The organism is Xenorhabdus indica (assembly GCF_014467235.1).
In the GTDB taxonomy this organism is placed as follows: domain Bacteria; phylum Pseudomonadota; class Gammaproteobacteria; order Enterobacterales; family Enterobacteriaceae; genus Xenorhabdus; species Xenorhabdus indica.
The window spans coordinates 48,415-66,913 of the sequence record NZ_NKHP01000008.1 but is presented as its reverse complement, the minus strand read 5'-3'; the positions used below and the strand labels follow the sequence as shown (position 1 = coordinate 66,913).

General features: G+C 40.4%; 15 protein-coding genes. 9 read left to right on the top strand and 6 right to left on the bottom strand.

Annotated features, from left to right (window positions below):
* The first annotated feature begins 91 nt into the window (after window positions 1-91).
* The gene (pyrD, locus tag Xind_RS08270) at window positions 92-1,102 is read left to right on the top strand and encodes a quinone-dependent dihydroorotate dehydrogenase (RefSeq protein ID WP_047678895.1); all 1,011 of its coding nucleotides are present in this window, start codon (window positions 92-94) and stop codon (window positions 1,100-1,102) included.
* Window positions 1,103-1,272: 170 nt separating this feature from the next.
* On the top strand, window positions 1,273-1,824 hold the full coding sequence (locus Xind_RS08265) for a cell division protein ZapC (protein ID WP_047678893.1): 552 nt from the start codon (window positions 1,273-1,275) through the stop codon (window positions 1,822-1,824).
* Window positions 1,825-1,865: 41 nt separating this feature from the next.
* On the opposite strand, the gene Xind_RS08260 is transcribed toward Xind_RS08265, so the two are convergent.
* Window positions 1,866-2,030, bottom strand: coding sequence for a hypothetical protein (locus tag Xind_RS08260; RefSeq protein WP_187649834.1), 165 nt, complete (start codon window positions 2,028-2,030; stop codon window positions 1,866-1,868).
* 100 nt (window positions 2,031-2,130) lie between these two features.
* Between Xind_RS08260 and rlmKL the strand changes: the two genes are divergently transcribed.
* The 5 genes from rlmKL (at window position 2,131) to pqiC (ending at window position 9,828) form a co-directional block, all read left to right on the top strand.
* Window positions 2,131-4,284, top strand: a complete 2,154-nt coding sequence (gene rlmKL / locus Xind_RS08255) for a bifunctional 23S rRNA (guanine(2069)-N(7))-methyltransferase RlmK/23S rRNA (guanine(2445)-N(2))-methyltransferase RlmL (RefSeq protein ID WP_187649833.1) — start codon at window positions 2,131-2,133, stop codon at window positions 4,282-4,284.
* 4 nt (window positions 4,285-4,288) lie between these two features.
* Window positions 4,289-6,199, top strand: coding sequence for an ABC transporter ATP-binding protein (locus Xind_RS08250; RefSeq protein ID WP_187649832.1), 1,911 nt, complete (start codon window positions 4,289-4,291; stop codon window positions 6,197-6,199).
* Window positions 6,200-6,306: 107 nt separating this feature from the next.
* The gene (gene pqiA, locus Xind_RS08245; protein ID WP_047678887.1) at window positions 6,307-7,575 is read left to right on the top strand and encodes a membrane integrity-associated transporter subunit PqiA; all 1,269 of its coding nucleotides are present in this window, start codon (window positions 6,307-6,309) and stop codon (window positions 7,573-7,575) included.
* A complete protein-coding gene (gene pqiB / locus Xind_RS08240; RefSeq protein WP_187649831.1) occupies window positions 7,562-9,226 on the top strand; it encodes an intermembrane transport protein PqiB in 1,665 nt (554 codons plus the stop codon). Before pqiA ends, pqiB begins: the two co-directional genes overlap by 14 nt.
* Window positions 9,226-9,828, top strand: coding sequence for a membrane integrity-associated transporter subunit PqiC (gene pqiC, locus Xind_RS08235; RefSeq protein ID WP_047678883.1), 603 nt, complete (start codon window positions 9,226-9,228; stop codon window positions 9,826-9,828). The genes pqiB and pqiC overlap by 1 nt, the downstream gene beginning before the upstream one ends.
* Before the next feature lie 165 nt (window positions 9,829-9,993).
* Here pqiC and fabA read toward each other — a convergent pair whose 3' ends face one another.
* Entirely contained in the window at window positions 9,994-10,512 is a 519-nt protein-coding gene (gene fabA, locus Xind_RS08230) for a bifunctional 3-hydroxydecanoyl-ACP dehydratase/trans-2-decenoyl-ACP isomerase (protein WP_047678881.1), read from the bottom strand.
* Between the two features lie 84 nt (window positions 10,513-10,596).
* The gene (locus tag Xind_RS08225; protein ID WP_187649864.1) at window positions 10,597-12,342 is read right to left on the bottom strand and encodes an AAA family ATPase; all 1,746 of its coding nucleotides are present in this window, start codon (window positions 12,340-12,342) and stop codon (window positions 10,597-10,599) included.
* 205 nt (window positions 12,343-12,547) lie between these two features.
* Here Xind_RS08225 and matP point away from each other — a divergent pair, with 205 nt between their 5' ends.
* The gene (matP, locus tag Xind_RS08220) at window positions 12,548-12,997 is read left to right on the top strand and encodes a macrodomain Ter protein MatP (RefSeq protein ID WP_047678879.1); all 450 of its coding nucleotides are present in this window, start codon (window positions 12,548-12,550) and stop codon (window positions 12,995-12,997) included.
* Between the two features lie 97 nt (window positions 12,998-13,094).
* On the opposite strand, the gene ompA is transcribed toward matP, so the two are convergent.
* The gene (ompA, locus tag Xind_RS08215; RefSeq protein WP_187649830.1) at window positions 13,095-14,363 is read right to left on the bottom strand and encodes a porin OmpA; all 1,269 of its coding nucleotides are present in this window, start codon (window positions 14,361-14,363) and stop codon (window positions 13,095-13,097) included.
* Between the two features lie 352 nt (window positions 14,364-14,715).
* A complete protein-coding gene (gene sulA, locus Xind_RS08210; protein WP_072032481.1) occupies window positions 14,716-15,276 on the bottom strand; it encodes an SOS-induced cell division inhibitor SulA in 561 nt (186 codons plus the stop codon).
* A 249-nt stretch (window positions 15,277-15,525) separates the two neighbouring features.
* Between sulA and Xind_RS08205 the strand changes: the two genes are divergently transcribed.
* On the top strand, window positions 15,526-16,134 hold the full coding sequence (locus Xind_RS08205) for a TfoX/Sxy family DNA transformation protein (protein ID WP_047678875.1): 609 nt from the start codon (window positions 15,526-15,528) through the stop codon (window positions 16,132-16,134).
* A 110-nt stretch (window positions 16,135-16,244) separates the two neighbouring features.
* Here the strand turns inward: Xind_RS08205 and yccS are convergent, their stop codons facing one another.
* A complete protein-coding gene (yccS, locus tag Xind_RS08200) occupies window positions 16,245-18,434 on the bottom strand; it encodes a YccS family putative transporter (RefSeq protein ID WP_187649829.1) in 2,190 nt (729 codons plus the stop codon).
* Between the last annotated feature and the right edge of the window lie 65 nt (window positions 18,435-18,499).

Sequence of the window (18,499 nt, the reverse complement as noted above, 5' to 3'; positions counted from 1 at the left end):
GCTACGTTTACATTTTGCCAGGATCTCTTTAAGATGCTCCGCGCTTATTTCACTGTCACCATGACCTGTCATTATGCTTGCAGGAGATTGCATGTATTATTCTCTTCTAAAAAAGGCATTGTTCCAGCTTGATCCGGAACAAGCACATGAACTTACTTTCCGCCAGCTTAAACTTGTTACCGATACTCCTTTCGAATTCCTCATCCGCCAATCAGTTGCTACTAAGCCCGTCACTTGTATGGGATTATCATTTAAAAATCCTCTTGGTTTAGCCGCTGGTCTTGATAAGAATGGTGATTGCATTGATGCATTTGGTGCGATGGGCTTTGGTTTTGTTGAAATTGGTACAGTAACACCACGACCACAAGCCGGGAATGATAAGCCGAGATTATTCCGCGTTGTTGAAGCGGAAGGCATTATTAATCGGATGGGTTTTAATAATCTTGGCGTTGATAATCTGGTCGAGAATGTCAAAAGAGCAAAATACGACGGAATTATCGGAATTAATATTGGTAAAAATAAAGATACACCAGTAGAAAATGGTAAAGATGATTATTTAATTTGCATGGATAAAGTTTATCCTCATGCAGGTTATATTACGATTAATATCTCTTCACCTAATACACCGGGCCTGAGAACATTACAGTATGGTGAAGCGCTGGATGATCTCTTGTCTGCGATTAAAAATAAACAAAGTGAACTACAACTAAAATATCAAAAGTACGTTCCCGTTGCTGTGAAAATTTCACCAGACCTTACAGAAGAAGAATTAGTAAAAATTGCAGATAGTTTAATACGTCATCACATTGATGGTGTTATTGCGACTAATACCACATTAGATAGAAAGATTATTGCAGGATTGAGTCACTGTCATGAAGCTGGTGGTTTGAGTGGTCGTCCTGTACAACTGCGCAGCACAGAGATTATTCGACGTCTTTCTCAGGAATTAAAAGATGAAATACCAATTATTGGTGTTGGTGGAATTGACTCCCTGGTTTCTGCCAGAGAAAAAATGGAAGCAGGAGCTTCATTGATTCAGATATTCTCTGGTTTTATTTATAAAGGGCCAAAATTAATCAAAGATATTGTCAATTATATCTGAGTATTCGCTACAATCTTGTATTAAAGGTTTTGTGTTGGGGGTTTATTTCTGCCCCCAATTCGTCTATATTTTGTCTGGCAGATTAATCTTTTATCAATTCTTTTGAATCTCCATGATGGTGGTGCTTATTTTTAAACAAGTAAACTATTTTGAGTATAAAAGGGTAAGCAATGAGAATTAGACCTGATGATCAGTGGTGCTGGTATTTTGATGCCGAACATAATCGTGTCATGCTCGATCTTGCTAATGGTATGGTTTTTCGTTCCCGTTTTCCTGCCAAAATGTTGACTATTTATGCAACCACAATGAAAGAAAGTTGTTTTTCTGTCGATGATGCAGCACTTTATTATACTTTCGAAGAATATTCCCGCCGCATTAATATTGCACCAGAGCTCAGGGCTGAATTAGCACTAAATGGATTAGTTGCGTTTCGCTTTATGAAACCACAAATGCCTAGAAGCTGGTATTTTTCTGTTTTTTCTTTAATGACTAAACCGGAGCAAGGAGAAATTGTTCAGGTGCGTTTACAAAATGATGGAACAGAAATTCTGTTTATGGTTGCTGAAGCTGGAGATAGTGCCAGCGTATGCTTATTAGTGCAGCAAAAATTAGATCTCGGTGATCGCGTGATGAACTTTTGTGATCCGATCAAAATAATGAATGATCGTTTAATGCCTTATATTGAACCCGCCCAGTCGCCAATATATGACAAGGTAATCTAACGTTATTGTATTATGGGAAGACAACAAATTAACTATATAGCTTATAAATATTGAGCTATATCGACATCAATCAAAGGCTGATTTTTCCTCTCTTTCACTATCTTAACTAATATCTGATCATCGAGAGTCTCCGGCATTTTTTCGTACAGTTCCGCAGTAACACAATACGCAGTAACACATAAAAAAACAGGTTGATTTTTGTTCATAGTGAGCAATCTTATGACATGTTGCTGGTATTAGCTATAATGGCAGCAATTTTTTTGGTGGTACATTTCTTGGTAAATAATAGTCTTGGTGAATAATAGTATGAACTCTCTCTTTGCCAGCACGGCACGTGGACTGGAAGAACTGTTGAAAAACGAACTGGAAATACTGGGTGCGCAATCCTGCAAGATTGCCCAAGGCGGGGTTCATTTTAAAGGTGATGAACGAGTGATGTATAAAAGTCTGCTCTGGAGCAGACTGGCATCCCGAATCCTGCTTCCGCTTAATGAATTCAAGGTATACAGTGACCTGGATCTGTATCTGGGAGTTCAATCTATTGACTGGACTGAGATTTTTTCAGTAGATAGTACATTTTCAGTCCATTTCAGTGGTACAAATGAAGAAATCAGAAATACACAATATGGCGCTCTGAAAGTAAAAGATGCCATTGTTGACTGCTTTATGCGTAAAATAAAGCAGCGTCCCGATGTTGCTAAACAGCAACCGGATGTGCGTATTAATGTCTTCCTGAATAAAGAAAAAGCAACTGTCTCCCTGGATTTAAGTGGCGACGGGTTGCATATCCGTGGTTATCGTGATTTGGCCGGACAAGCCCCTTTAAAGGAAAATTTGGCCGCAGCGATTGTCTTGCGTTCTGGTTGGAATGCGGGAACGCCGATGGTTGATCCGATGTGTGGTTCAGGAACGTTATTGATTGAAGCGGCAATGATGGCGGCAAATTGTGCCCCTGGTTTACACCGTCAACATTGGGGATTCACTTCATGGTTGAAATTCAATGAAACAATCTGGCGTGAAGTTGCTACAGAAGCGCAGGTGCGTTTCAGAAAGGGACTGCAAGAAACGACTTCCCGCTTTTTTGGTATAGATATTGACCGGCGGGCTATGGATATGGCGCGCTCAAATGCCAGAAGAGCTGGAGTTTCCCAATTGATCCAATTCCAGCAGGGAGATGCAAGTAAGCTGGAAAACCCATTGCCGGAAGGGGTAACAGGTACAGTATTGAGTAACCCGCCTTATGGAGAACGTCTTGAAAGTGAGCCTGCGCTGATTGCTTTGCACAATGTATTTGGCCGGATCATGAAAAGCCGTTTTTCAGGCTGGCGTTTATCTCTATTCAGTGCTTCACCAGAATTGTTAAGTTGCCTGCAATTGCGGGCTGAACGTGAGTTTAAAGCGAAAAATGGTCCTTTGGATTGTGTTCAGAAAAACTATTTTGTCCAGACAAACTCTTCCATCCAGAAAAACACGCAGTTATCAGACAAACCTCAATCACTGGATAGCGGTATTGCCGAAGATTATGCGAATCGTTTGCGTAAAAATGAGAAGAAGTTGAGTAAATGGGCTAAGCAGCAGGGTATTGATTGCTATCGATTATATGATGCAGATTTACCGGAATATAATGTAGCAGTTGATCGCTATGCTGATAAAGTTATTGTTCAGGAATACTCACCCCCTAAGTCTGTTGATGCCAATAAAGCTCGTCAACGTCTATTTGATGTGATCAGTGCAACAATGAATGTGCTCGGATTGCAATCTAATCAGCTGATCCTGAAAACTCGTCAGCGTCAGAAAGGCAAAAATCAATATGAAAAACTCGCTGAAAAGAAAGAATTCTTTTTGGTGGACGAATATGGGGCGAAATTCTGGGTTAATCTGACAGATTATCTGGATACAGGACTATTTCTCGATCACCGTATTGCCCGCCGGAAACTGGGCGAAATGAGCCAAGGAAAAGATTTCCTCAATTTATTTGCCTATACCGGTTCAGCAACCGTTCATGCCGGTTTGGGAGGCGCTCGCTCGACGACCACAGTGGATATGTCCCGCACTTACCTTGAGTGGGCTGAGAAAAACTTGCAGGTAAATGGCCTGACTGGTCGTCAGCATCGTTTGATTCAGTCTGATTGTTTGAGTTGGCTGGCACAGACACGTGAACAATTTGATCTGATTTTTATTGACCCTCCGACATTCTCCAATTCCAAACGTATGGAAGAGACATTCGATGTTCAACGTGATCATATTACCTTAATGAAAGGGCTGAAACGCTTGCTTCGCCGGGGCGGAACTTTAATGTTCTCCAACAATAAGCGTGGTTTTAAAATGGATTTTGTTGAACTTGAGAAGTTAGGTCTGGTTGCAGAAGAAATTACAGAAAAAACTTTATCTCAAGATTTTGCCCGTAACCGCCAGATCCATAATTGCTGGTTGCTGCGTCACGTTGGCGAGGAAAAATAATATTATGTCATTGATTAGTTTATCTGGTGCTTGGTTATCATTCAGTGATGCGCCGTTATTGGATAATGCTGAGTTACATATCGAAGAAAATGAGAGAGTGTGTCTGGTTGGTCGCAATGGGGCAGGGAAATCTACCTTATTGCGTGTACTGTCGAAAGAACAGATGCTGGATGACGGGCAAGTTACCTATGAGCAGGATCTGATTGTCGCCCGTTTGCAACAAGATCCTCCTCGTGATGTAGAAGGAACCGTATTTGATTTTGTTGCTGAAGGAGTAAAAGAGCAGGCAGAATATATCAAAGCATTTCATCAAACTTCACGTTTGGTAGAAACAGATCCTAGCGACAAAAACCTTAACCGATTGGCGGAATTGCAGGAAGTGTTAGATATTCGCGGTCTTTGGTTACTCGATAGCCGCATTAATGATGTATTAAAACAGCTTTCTTTGCCTGCCGAAGCGAAATTATCTTCTCTGTCAGGAGGTTGGTTACGTAAAGCCGCTTTAGGAAGGGCTTTGGTCAGTTCACCAAAAGTGCTTTTCCTTGATGAACCAACTAACCATCTTGATATTAATACGATTGAGTGGTTGGAAAATTTCCTGAAAGATTTTAATGGCAGCTTAGTTTTTATTTCCCATGACCGTTCGTTTATCCGCAGTATGGCGACTCGAATTGTCGATTTGGATCGTGGAAAACTGATTTCATGGCCGGGAAATTATGATAAATACCTTGAAGGTAAAGAAGAAGCTTTACGGGTCGAAGAACTACAGAATGCTGAATTTGATAAAAAACTGGCTCAGGAAGAAGTTTGGATCCGTCAGGGGATTAAAGCACGCCGTACCCGCAATGAAGGGCGGGTAAGGGCACTGAAAGCATTGCGTGTAGAGCGTTCTGAACGCCGTAATGTTATTGGCATGGCAAAAATGCAGGTCGAAGAGGCGACACGCTCCGGTAAGATTGTGTTCGAACTGGAAAATGTTAATTATCAGATTGGTGATAAGCCATTAGTCAAGAATTTCTCGGCTCAAATTCAACGTGGTGACAAAATTGCTTTAGTCGGGCCGAATGGTTGTGGCAAAACAACATTATTGAAGTTGATGTTGGGAGATTTGTCGGCAGATAGTGGTCGGATCCATTGCGGAACAAAACTTGACGTCGCTTATTTTGATCAGCATCGTGCAGCTCTTGATCCGGACAAGACGGTGATGGATAACCTTGCCGAAGGTAAACAGGAAGTGGTAGTAAACGGGCGACCACGTCATGTTTTGGGTTATCTGCAAGATTTCCTTTTCCATCCTAAACGGGCAATGACACCTGTTCGGGCGCTTTCGGGTGGTGAACGTAACCGCCTGCTGTTAGCGCGTTTGTTCTTGAAACCCAGCAATTTGCTTATTCTTGATGAACCTACCAATGATCTCGACGTTGAAACGCTGGAGTTACTGGAAGAACTCGTGGATAGTTATAGCGGTACAGTGATTTTGGTAAGCCATGATCGTCAGTTTGTTGACAATTCAGTGACAGAATGTTGGATTTTTGAAGGTAATGGAGAAATCAACAACTATGTGGGTGGATACTTTGATGCTCAGCAGCAACGGGCACAAACAGTCTCTTTACGCCAGTCTTCCGTAAAAAAGGAGAGAGTGGAAGCCAAACCGGTTAAAGCCAAGGAAACGACGAAATGCTCAAATAATAAGATAAGTTACCATTTACTCAGAGAGTTAGAACAACTACCATCATTATTGGAAACGTTGGAACAAGAGATAGAACAGCTACAAACTCAGGTCAGTGATCCAGAATTTTTTAGTCAATCATACGAAATTACACAAAACGTGTTGCAGAAACTGGCAGATAAAGAGCAAAAATTAGAAAAAGCTTTTGATCGCTGGCAGGAGCTGGAAATGATGAAAAATGGATGATATTTGCTGCATATATATCCGATAGTGTACAAATTGCCGCTAATACAGCGGCAATTTACAGGGCTAAATAAGAAAAAGCGGCATTGATTTGTTACAGGAGAGGTACTTTGTGTTCTGACAATCATCAGCATGACAAACTGGTTTTATGCTCCCAATGCGATATGCTGGTGGCCTTACCTGACCTGGAGGAAGGAAATAAGGCGGTTTGTCCACGATGTGACACTTTACTGACTGCAAAGTGGAAAGAACCACGTAATCAACCGACAGGTTATGCAGTAAGTTCATTATTAATGTTATTTCTTGCTTGCCTGTTTCCCTTCGTCAGCATGAATGTTGCGGGTATTGTCAATGAAATTACTTTGACAGAGATCCCAGAGGTTATGTTCAGTGAAGATTATTCGAGCATAGCTGTATTCTTCTTGATCTTTGTGCAGCTTGTACCTGCATTCTGCATGATTTCCATTATCCTTTTATGTCAGAACATTAAAATAGCACGTCGGCTAAAAATTGAGTTGGCGCGTATTTTGTTTCAGATGAAAACCTGGTGTATGGCTGAGATCTTTTTAGCCGGCGTGCTGGTTAGTTTCGTTAAGCTTATGGCTTATGGCGATATTGCGGTTGGTCTGAGTTTTCTGCCTTACTGTCTTTTTTGCCTGTTTCAGGTCAGAGCGTTCCAATGCCTTGACAGATATTGGATTTGGAATGATATAGAATCTGCACCCAAAGTGTGTATGCTTCTGCAAGCGGGTAAACCCGGTTTAGTTCAGGGCATCAGATTGTGTCAATGTTGTACTGCTATTTTGCCTGCTCAACAACATCAATGTCCTCGTTGCCACTCAAAAGGACATGCTCGCCGTCACTATAGTCTTCAATGGACTATGGCGCTATTAGTCACATCAGCCATACTTTATATTCCAGCGAATGCATTGCCGATCATGGTGACTCAGACGTTAGGAAGTCACATTAACTCAACCATTTTGGAAGGCATTATTTTGCTCTGGAGTACTGGCTCTTATCCGGTTGCTCTGGTTATTTTTATTGCCAGTATTATGGTGCCTTTGCTGAAAATGTTCTCTATCTGCTGGTTATGCTGGGACGCTAAAAGTCACGGCAGATATAACTCGGAAACTATGCATTTGATTTACGAAGTAGTGGAATTTGTTGGGCGCTGGTCAATGATTGATGTTTTTGTTATTGCTGTTTTATCGACATTAGTACGCATGGGGCAGTTCATGAGTATCTATCCTGCAACAGGAGCAATATTATTTGCTTTGGTGGTGATTTTGACAATGTTTGCGTCAATGACATTTGATCCACGCTTAACCTGGGATAAAGCTAATAAGAAATTTGAGTTACAGAAGAATGAGGAATCGTAAGGTGACGGATAAAGAAGAGAAACTGACTCAGGCCAGGATCAGTAAACTTAAGAGTTGGTCACCTATATGGATCGTACCGATTGTTACCGTGCTTATTGGAGCCTGGATATTATTTTATCACTTTAGCCATCAAGGGCCCGAAGTCACTCTGATAACGTCTAATGCTGAAGGTATTGAAGCCGGAAAAACGAAAATAAAAAGCCGCAGTGTTAATGTTGGTGTGGTTGAAAGAGTGTCATTAAGCGATAACTTAGGTGAGGTGATTATCAAAGCGCGCTTAAATGATGGTATGGAGAGGTTATTACATAAAGATACTGCATTTTGGGTTGTAAAACCCCAAATTGGTCGTGAAGGCGTTTCTGGGCTGAGTACCTTGTTATCTGGGGTATTTATTGAATTACAACCCGGCAATGAAGGTAGTGAAGAAAGAAAATTTTCATTATTAGATGCACCACCTTTGGCTTCGCCTGATGCCAAAGGTATTCGGTTAGTTTTAACCAGCGAGAAAGCAGGACGACTATCTCCCGGTGATCCGGTTTTATTTCGTGGATATCGTGTTGGTTCAGTGGAAACAAGTACTTTTGATCCTAAATCTCGCTTAGCCAAGTATCAGATTTTTGTTAATGCCCCTTATGATGGACTACTGACAACTAATGTCCGGTTTTGGAAAGACAGTGGTATTGCTTTTGATGTTTCTTCACAGGGGCTGAGAGTTGAAGTAGCTGCATTATCGACTTTGTTTGCCGGAGGTGTGAGTTTTGATGTGCCGAAAGGTTGGGACTTAGGTAGTCCGGTTAAAGAAAAAGAAATTTTTAGACTTTACGATAATGAAAAAAATATTGAAAACTCACTTTATACAGAACACAGAGATTTCTTACTCTTCTTCTCTGATTCGGTCAGAGGATTGCAACCGGGAGCGCCTGTCGAATTTCGTGGTATACGGGTAGGTACGGTAGCAAAAGTTCCTTTTTATACTGATGGGATCAGACAGCGCCTTGATAGCGATTTTCGTATTCCTGTCTTAATTCATATGGAACCTGAACGGTTTGAGAAAGAAATTGGTGATGGTTTCTATACAGATAAAGAGTTGGAAGAAATTATTTCCCGTGGTTTAAGGGCTTCTTTGAAAACAGGAAACTTACTGACAGGGGCACTGTACATTGATCTGGATTTTTATTCCGATGAGAAAGCATGGAAAGGCCCGCGAAAACTTGCCAGTTATGAAATTTTACCAACCATAAGTGGTGGATTAGCTCAAATTCAACAAAAAGTTATCATGGCTCTAAACAAAATTAATCAAATGCCAATTGAGCCAGTCTTTATTCAGGCAACACGAACGTTAGAAGAGAGCCAGAAAACAATCAAGGCAGCACATAAGACCATGAATGAGTTAAATAGCATTCTTGCAAGTAAAGAAGCTCAAAATCTTCCCCAAGATATACATAATACGTTGAATGAATTAAATCGCAGTATGCAGGGTATTCAGCCAGGATCGCCGGTTTACAACAAATTGGTTGATAGTATGCAGCGCCTGGATCAGGTCTTGCGCGAATTGCAGCCAGTATTGAAAACGCTGAACAATAAGAGCAACGCATTGGTATTTGAAGCAGAAGCAACTCCAGATCCGGAACCCAAAAAGGCGCGTAATTAATGAAAAAGTTGATGTTAAGATTGGCTCTTTTAATTCCTGTCAGTTTCTTGATTATGGGAAACCTATTAATTTCGGGGTGCAGTAGTAGCCAATCGAAAAAAATTTATTACCAATTACCTGTTTCAACAATAACTTCAGAGGTAAGCAGGATAGATACCAATCAAGAGCGTCAGTTATGGGTAAAAAGGGTACACCTCGTTGATTATCTCGCATCATCTGGCATTGTTTATCAAACGGGAGATGTCACTTATAGTGATGCCTCAAATCACTTATGGGCAAGTCCACTGGAACAACAATTACACCAAATTTTAGTTAATCAGTTGAGTTCTGCATTTCCACAAAGGTTGGTTTCTGATCAACCAATAGAGAAGAATGCTGATGCACTGGATGTCACAATAACAGCTTTTCATGGGCGATATGATGGGCGGGTTACTATTCAGGGATATTGGGTCTTATCTAAACAGAAAGAAGTGGTTAAGCGAGCATTTAACTTAGAATTGAAACAAACGAAAGATGGTTATGCGGAATTAGTGCGCACTTTGGCCACGGGTTATAATCAGTTGACTCAGTCCATTACCAGTCAGATAGCTTCACAGGGTTAATCAATTATTCAGAGTAATAAGGTTATTTGATTATCAATTAATTGAGTTTGCTTTGCTGTTTTTTTATTCTGTATTTAGTTAATAACTCAGCTCAAGAAAATCACCTCTGCACAATTAGCGGAGGTGATTGCCATAGGTGAAGGATTGGTAAGTAATACAAGAATATCAAAAATTACTGGTGTCTTTGAATACGCCTACTTTCAGATCGGTTGCTGTGTAGATAAGTTTACCATCCACTAATACTTCACCATCAGCCAGACCCATAATAAGTTTACGGTTAATCACACGTTTAAAATTAATGCGATAAGTGATTTTTTTAGCTGTTGGTAACACCTGTCCTGTAAATTTTACTTCTCCAACACCAAGTGCACGACCTTTGCCTTCACCACCAAGCCAGCCCATGAAGAAACCAACAAGTTGCCACATTGCATCAAGGCCAAGGCAACCAGGCATAACGGGATCATTGATAAAATGGCAATCAAAAAACCACAGGTGAGGATGAATATCGAGCTCAGCTTCGATATACCCCTTATTATAAGTGCCACCGTCTTCTGTCATCTTAATGATGCGATCCATCATTAACATATTGCCAGAAGGGAGTGGTGGCCCATTCTCACCAAATAACTGACCTTTTCCAGAGGCTAGAAGTTCTTCTTTCGTGTAGGACTCTTGTCTTTTAAACATATTTTGAAATAGCCTTATCATTGGGTAAGGCTAAAGAATAGCGTACAGTTGTACGCTGAACAACTCCGATCAGATATAGGTTCACTAACCTAACCAGCGTAAGAACCAAGGTAATTTAGGACGTTCTTGATTATTCACTTGGGTAATACGCTCGTATATCATAGCTAACAAGTGTTCTTTTTGTGCATCATAGTTTTGTGCATCATAGTAAGGAATACCGGTCAATAATGAAGCGGCTTCGGATACGTGTTCAACAGCCCAAATATGGAATTTGCCACTTTTCACAGCGTTAACAATATCCTGATGCAGACATAGGTGTTGTACATTGGCCATTGGAATAATTACACCTTGTGAACCAGTCAATTCACGGCAGTTGCACACATGGAAGAAACCTTCAATCTTTTCATTAACGCCACCAATTGGTTGAACAAAACCGAATTGGTCTACTGCACCTGTGACAGCGATTTGCTGGTCAATAGGTTGTTGTGACAGGGCACTGATTAATGCACATAATTCTGCCAATGAAGCGCTATCCCCATCAACTTCCCCATAGGATTGTTCAAATACAATCGAAGCAGAGAATGGCTGTGGTTGATCCAGTTTCAATTCAGAGATCAGATAAGCCTGCATGATCATCATGCCTTTTGCATGAATATTGCCACCCAGTTCAACCTTACGCTCTACATCAATAAATTCCCCATCGCCTAAATGGGCAACACAACTGATACGAGAGGGTTCACCGATGGGATCTGGATAGCCCGGATATTCAAGTACGGATAACCCGTTAATTTGACCAATAACAGCACCCTGAGTGCGGATCAATATTTGGCCTTTCAGGATTTCATCTATACTACGCTCAGCCAAGTATGCATGGCGCCAACGTCGATTCTCTTCTGCCTGTTGCAGAGAATGAAGTGTAATCTGATTTTTCTGCTGATAATTGGTTGCCGTTGTCAGTTTTTGGTTCAACCACTGGATATCTAAAGGCAGGCTGAATTGATCTTCAGTATAGCGGATAGCTTGTCTGAGTAATTCTGGCCATGCATCAGCACTCAAAGATGGGAATTTTTGTTGCTGAATGAGTCCGTTGACATAGCGGCACCATATTGCCAGATCCGCTTCTTCATGGAATAGCATATCCAGTTCAAATTCACTGTATAAAGCGTTACTTGCCAGCTCTGGTTCGATTGCGTGTAACTCTTCAAGGCTCAACCGATCTCCTACAAGAATCAGATGTAAATTTAATGGAATAGAGGGAATTGGCAGAGGTAAGGAACGATTCTCATCATGTGATAACCAATCAAAACGGCGCTGAATGATCATCTGCTTGAGGCGAACCCACATTAGTGGTTGGGATAACAGAGTGCGCAGAGGTAAAATCAGGACTCCACCATTAACGTGATGAATAAGCCCTGGTTGTAACTGAAGCACGCCTTGATGTGTATAAATATTACCAAACAATTGTTCCGGTTCAATCCACTCACGATAAGCAACACGCTGATTTGGTGAGAAAGGGCCTTCACCAGACGGGTGCCATGTGATGGTTTGGTGTTCAATCTGATAGTAGCCTCCAACATTGGGACGATTTTCTGGTAATAATGCAGAAACTGTATCAGACAGAAGAGCCAGATAGGCATCACTCTCCTCTGCTTTTAGCAACATAAAAGATTGACGTAAGTTGGCCTGACAAAAAAGTGTTAGTCCATTATGCAATCTGGGTTGAATTGCTTCTATAGTAATAGCAGGCAATTCAGCAACAGAATTGAAAAGTGATTGATAAGGTGCACTGTCTGGCTGTAACGACTGCCAGTCTAATTTTAGATTCGTCAAAGTGATAGCTACATGTAGTGAAAAAAGAAACATTTATTATACAAGATTAGGCAGTGAACCAACATGTTATAATCTTTGAAAAAGATAATATTCGTGCTAACTCATTAACTGCCCATAAAATATTTCAGTATCTTGTGTTGTTATGAGCAATTTAGATAAATAATTGCTATGCTTAATTTAAGTTACGCTGTCACTGAGAGATGAAATGAAATATCAACAATTGGAAAATCTGGAATGTGGCTGGAAATGGGCTTATTTGGTAAAAAAGCATCGTGAAGGTGAGCTAATTACTAAATATATTGAAAAAAGTGCTGCTCAGGATGCAGTTAGTGAATTGCTGAAACTGGAACGAGAACCTGTCAAGGTAATGCAATGGATATCACAGCACATGAATCAAGATTTATCCAATCGCATGAAACAAACCATTCGGGCACGACGTAAACGCCATTTTAATGCTGAACATCAGCATTCACGTAAAAAGTCTATTGATTTGGATTTTCATGTCTGGCAGCGCCTTTCAAATCTCTCCCAGCGCCGAGGTAAGACGTTATCAGAAACAATAGTGCAGTTATTGGAAGATGCCGAATATAAAGAAAAATACACTCACCAGATGTTGAGCTTGAAACAGGATTTGGCTGCTATTTTAGGGAAATGAATCCAACAACTTATAGCACGATGACAGACGAAGCTTACTGCAAAATAAAACCCCATGCGTGAACATGGGGTTTGCACTTCTATTACTAATGAGCCTATTACAGAGATACTTTAGATTGAGTCTGATTAATTTCCTGAGTACCTTGAATATTGATGATTACCCGACGGTCTGGGGCCAGGCAATCAATCAATTTGGCGCGAGCTTTGATGTTATTACATGCTGACCCAGTAACAGGATCTTCTTTACCGCGACCTTCAGCTTGAATACTGTTTGCAGGGATACCTTTTGCTACCAGGTAGTCTACAACAGATTGAGCACGTTTTTGAGACAGTGGCAAATTATAGCGTTGACTACCAATACGGTCAGTATAACCGACTACCAAAACGTGTCCCTGAGTTGGATCAATTTTCGTTAGTTGGTTATAGAGATTATCCAGCTCGTACTTGCCTTTAGGTTTCAATGTTGATTTATTGAAGTTGAACAGAACATCTGAGCGTAGGGTAAAACTCTTTTTCTCGATAGCCGGAGTTGGAGCCGGAGTAACAGGTGCTGCAATCAGGGGGGCTTCATCCTGACCAAAACGATAAGAAATACCAACAGTTAGCAGTCCAATATCTGGACGAGCCCCGATAGCGGCCTCCCGACCATCCAGACGTGAGTTACCATCTCCTCCTCGACCTACTTTGGGGGTCCACTGGTAATCCAAACGAGTTGCCAGATTTTTGGTTAGTGCGTACTCAGCACCAATCGCTATTAATGGAGAAATACCTGTGCTACTGGTTTTCACATTTACCTTGTCTGTAGTTGGCGACCAGCCGGATAACGAATCTATATTTTGAAGGAAAAATTTACCTGTATAAGATATATCTTTAGAATTATAATGGGCTGAAACCTTTGAATGCCATACCATCCCTCCCAGGCGGGTATAAACATCTAAATCATTCATAACCGGAACACTTAATTTTGCTGTCAACTGGACACCCTGAGCACGAAAATCTCCATTATTGGCGGAGCTTTTATATTTTATGTTCCCTAACCAGTCATAACCCAGTTCGAAACCCAAATATGGAGTTGCCTGATAGCCTATATAAGCCCCAGCACCTAGTTGATTTCTGTCTGTCGCATCACCTGTTGCGGCAAACGGCTGGGTATGGCGAAAATTTGGTTCATGTATCACTCCCTCGAACACTCCTTTATTATATGTTGTAAACGCTGTTGCTGCATTAGAACCAAAGTCAGTAAATTTTGTCTTATTAAAATGGGACCAGCCTAACTTAGCACCAGCATACCAGGTATTTTCTTTGGGAGCTGCTTGAGCAACAGTTGCGAAAGTTGCTACTGCCACTGCGATAGCTGTCTTCTTCATTGTACGCCTCGTTATCATCCAAATGAGCAGTTAGCCTTAAAAGTCTTATTATTGGCCATTAGTTGAGATATTTAGTTGGGTATATGTACTTCTATCAATAGATTGCTCCTGAAATATAAGATCAGCAAGTACAATCCCGACTTTGTAAAGTCTACAACGAACTTTAAAACTTACAAGTACACTATGATGCGTGGCGCAAATTTTTAAAATATACAATGACAATTGCTAAATGTTACTGACGGTAACTTACGATATTTACTGTTATAATACGTTGAATTTTCTTATGAATAAGAACACATATTAGTGGCGAATTATTTACTATAAAAAATATTAGGATAAATCCTAATTTAATTCAATGATAGTAAATAGAATGAACTTTTATTGTGCTTGGTAATATTTTGAGTTGTCCGGATAAATTCTGTGGACGCATAATCAAACCTAATGCCGTACCTTTATGAGCAGCCAACTGTAATTTTTGTACCTCATATTCAGATAATTCTGGTAGCCATCCTAAAACTACACTGTAATTACCACTTGCTAGTGCTTTCTCCATGGCATCAGGAGAGGCTATGGGAAGGATTTGGTTTAACTGAACAATTTTACTCAAAGGTAAGCCTGAATTTATTAGCCATTGACGGCTTAGTTTCCTATTAGGTGAAATCCAGAGTAACCATCTATTTTCATTCCCGGATTGATGTAATAAAGGAAGAAGGATTTGACTGATCGTAGGTTGCTGCTCATTGTAGAGAAGTTCTCTAACCATAGCATTTTTTGCCTGTATAGTGGACTGACCAGATTCAATAGAGAATTGTAATTTTGGAGATGTGATATTTGTCACATTATTTATTTTTTGAGTTCTATTACGGCCAATTTTATTCTCAATAAGATATTCCAAAATTAATTGAATATTCATAACTCACCCCACCATGATGTGTGTATATTTATACAGTACTCTGTTGTTTGTCTAAAGGCAAGGGTATTTTTTTCAAAGCACTTCGCAAAAATTCACATAAAATAGTTTTTTTCTAACTTAGTGATTGGCAGGTTGGAACAGATTGAGTATGGTTTTAATTACTTGTTCTTGTTATCTATTTCATTAATAGCAAACATGGATATAGCACATAAAATATTTAAGCAGGATATAATTCATGGAGTGATAAAAATGTTTTTATCTGGGGCTCGTTTTGATCAATTGGAACATAGTGTATCTTCACTGGGAAAACTTAAAAAGAAGTCTCAATTTGGTGGAGTTGGATTATCAATTGATGGAGTCTTGTTCGCCCTGAGTTCTGAGGGAGAGCTTTATTTACGAGGATATAGTCATGCAGAGGTATTATTTAAAGTCAGAGGAATGGAAAAGTTTATCTATTCAAAAAGGGGCATTCCAGTGGTTTTGCGGTATTACCGAGTCGGTGAATCACTTTGGCAGGATCAAAAACAATTATTTGAATATATCAACTTGGCCTATCAATGTACATTAGCAGATATTATCAGCAGGCAGAAAATACCTCTTAGGTTAAAGGATCTTCCCAATTTGGGGATAGCCCTGGAACGTCAATTATGGAAAGTAGGCATATCTAAAGTAGAAGAATTGCGCGTGTTGGGAGCAAAAGCGTCTTATCTTAAATTGCAACGAAATAGGAAAAAGATGAGTGTTAATGTATTGCTTGCGTTGGCTGGTGCAATAGAAGGTTGTCATGTCGCTGTTTTACCAGAAAAACTACGACATGATTTGTTGCTTTGGCATAAAGAATTAGAATGTAGTAATTAAAATTACCCTGCATGATAAAAATGAAAGATAGGGGCTATGCTCCTATCTTTGGTATTTTAATTGAGTTGGGATTCGTATTGGTGATATACAGTTTGGCTCCTGCAATGATTTCAGTATAGCAGGAGAGAGCAGTATTTTTTTAATGTAACAATCTCCGGCAATAATTCAATCAGTAACACTACCTGCTGTAATACAAGCTGAACTTTATTGTTATCAGAAGTCAGTTGATTACTTCTTTTGATCAAATGTTCTGAAATATACTGAAGAAACGTCTCATCGATTCTGTCTTGCTGTAATGCAAATTCAACATGATAGATTGCATCATTAAGTATTTTCAGGATGACGGGATCATTAAGTTTATCGCGATGTGCTCCTAAAGCAGAAATATAACTCAGCATTGTATGGTTAAGATAAAGCAGACGAAATGCCGCCTTCTGAGAGTTGCGATGATTTTTGGGTTCTGATGACATGTTTGAGATCACTGATGCCAATTCAGCGTCGCAATTGTGGGCATTACGACGAGCGACCCGATAATTCAGACAATTACTTTTTCCTTGATGATATTGCAGCACAATTGCATTGAGATAACGACAATTTGCACTCATAGTGCAGATAATAACATGCGGTAATTGGTGGAGCTTCCAGTCAGGCCAGATAAAACTCACTGCCAGTAAAGCAATACCACAACCGATCAGCGTGTCTGTGATTCTGGGTAAAGCGACTTCAAAACCTTCTCCCAGTAAATTAAAATTTAACAGAACCAGCAACGTAATAAACAGGGTTGCATATGCATATTGAATATTACGGAAAGCAAAAAATAGTACACCTGAAATCACGATCAACAATAACAGCCCTTCAATAGAAGGCACAAGGTAGAGAATGGGTAACCCAATCAAAATGCCTGCCAGGGTGCCAATAATACGGGAGACTAAACGACGACGGGTTGCACTATAGTTAGGTTGGCAAACAAATAGGCTAGTCAGCAAGATCCAATAGCCCCGTTGTAAATCAAACAGTTGAATAATCGCATAACCAATACATAGCAGAGCAGACATACGAACAGCATGGCGGAATAGGGCTGATTTTGGCGTCAGATTGCTGTGGAGCCGAAACCAAATATCGCGCCAACCCGTTAAAGTTTCATCGGATAATTGCGTATCTTCTTGTTTATCATGGCTTTGATTTTCATTGCTTGATTTATCAATGTGAGAGCAGCCATGGGAAGTGAAATATTGGTCAGAACTGAGTCCCGCTAATTGAGCATCAATTGCCCGTAAGTTTTTCAGTAAGTTATTGAATGCACTTATCTTAGCATTAATTGTTTGCTGGTTTTTTAATCTCTCCAGAGAGCATTCAAGATAGCTGAAAGCATTCTCGAAACGTGAACTATGCTGATACTGTTTACGCAGAAAAATGGATTGTGAAACTTGCTCACAGGCGTGTGCCTGCATGGACAATAAGCGTTGGAAACGAAACAGGATATCGCTGTGACGTAACGTTTCCCGCAGTTTTTGATATTGAATATGGGATGAACTGGCCCGTTCGTGAATATCCTGAACAATAAAATAATAGTGGAGAGTCTTACGGGTTCCTTGTTGTCTTCGATCCCCTTTCAGGCGGCTCAATAAAGCTATTTTGGTCTGATTGAGTGTCGCGACTAATATGCTGTTAGCCATAACAACATCAAATACAGCTTGCTTATATTCTTCTGTTTCAGTATCGGGGTCAAACAAATTCGTTTTGGCGTAAAGGTATGCAGAAAGCTGGTGGTAACAACGCGCCAGATTTTCTTGTAATGGACGAATAGGAAACAGTAAATGCTCAGCCAATGTCAACAAGTTATACCAGATTGCACCAGTGAGTAATAATAAAGGTTGCTGATACCAAACGGGAAATATGGATGCACCGAGCATAGTATAAATAGCAATCAATAAAGCACCGAAGGCAATAGTAGCATAACGTTGCCCCAAGGCGCCTAGCAGGATAAAACTACAAGTAGAAATTGCCAGGCCAAAAAAGAAAAGCCAGGGATAAGGAAAAAGCAGAGTGATAGATATGGAGGCAACAAAAAAGGAGATTAACGTGATAATAAGGTTGTGTAAACGGCCGACTAAGCGATCATCCAAATCTGTTAATGCTGCGGCAACGACGCCTAAAGTCAGAGGGATCGTGATTTTGGGCTCTTCCTGCAATAACCAGGGAACGAGAGTCGTTCCTGTTAGCGCAATGAATATACGAATATAATAGAGAACGTGATTGTTATACAGAAAATGGCGGGAGCTTGAAAAAACCGTTAGCACAAAATACTCCTAACAACATCTACATGAGCGGGGCGCTCAACAATTTTCAGGTACGGTGCTACGAC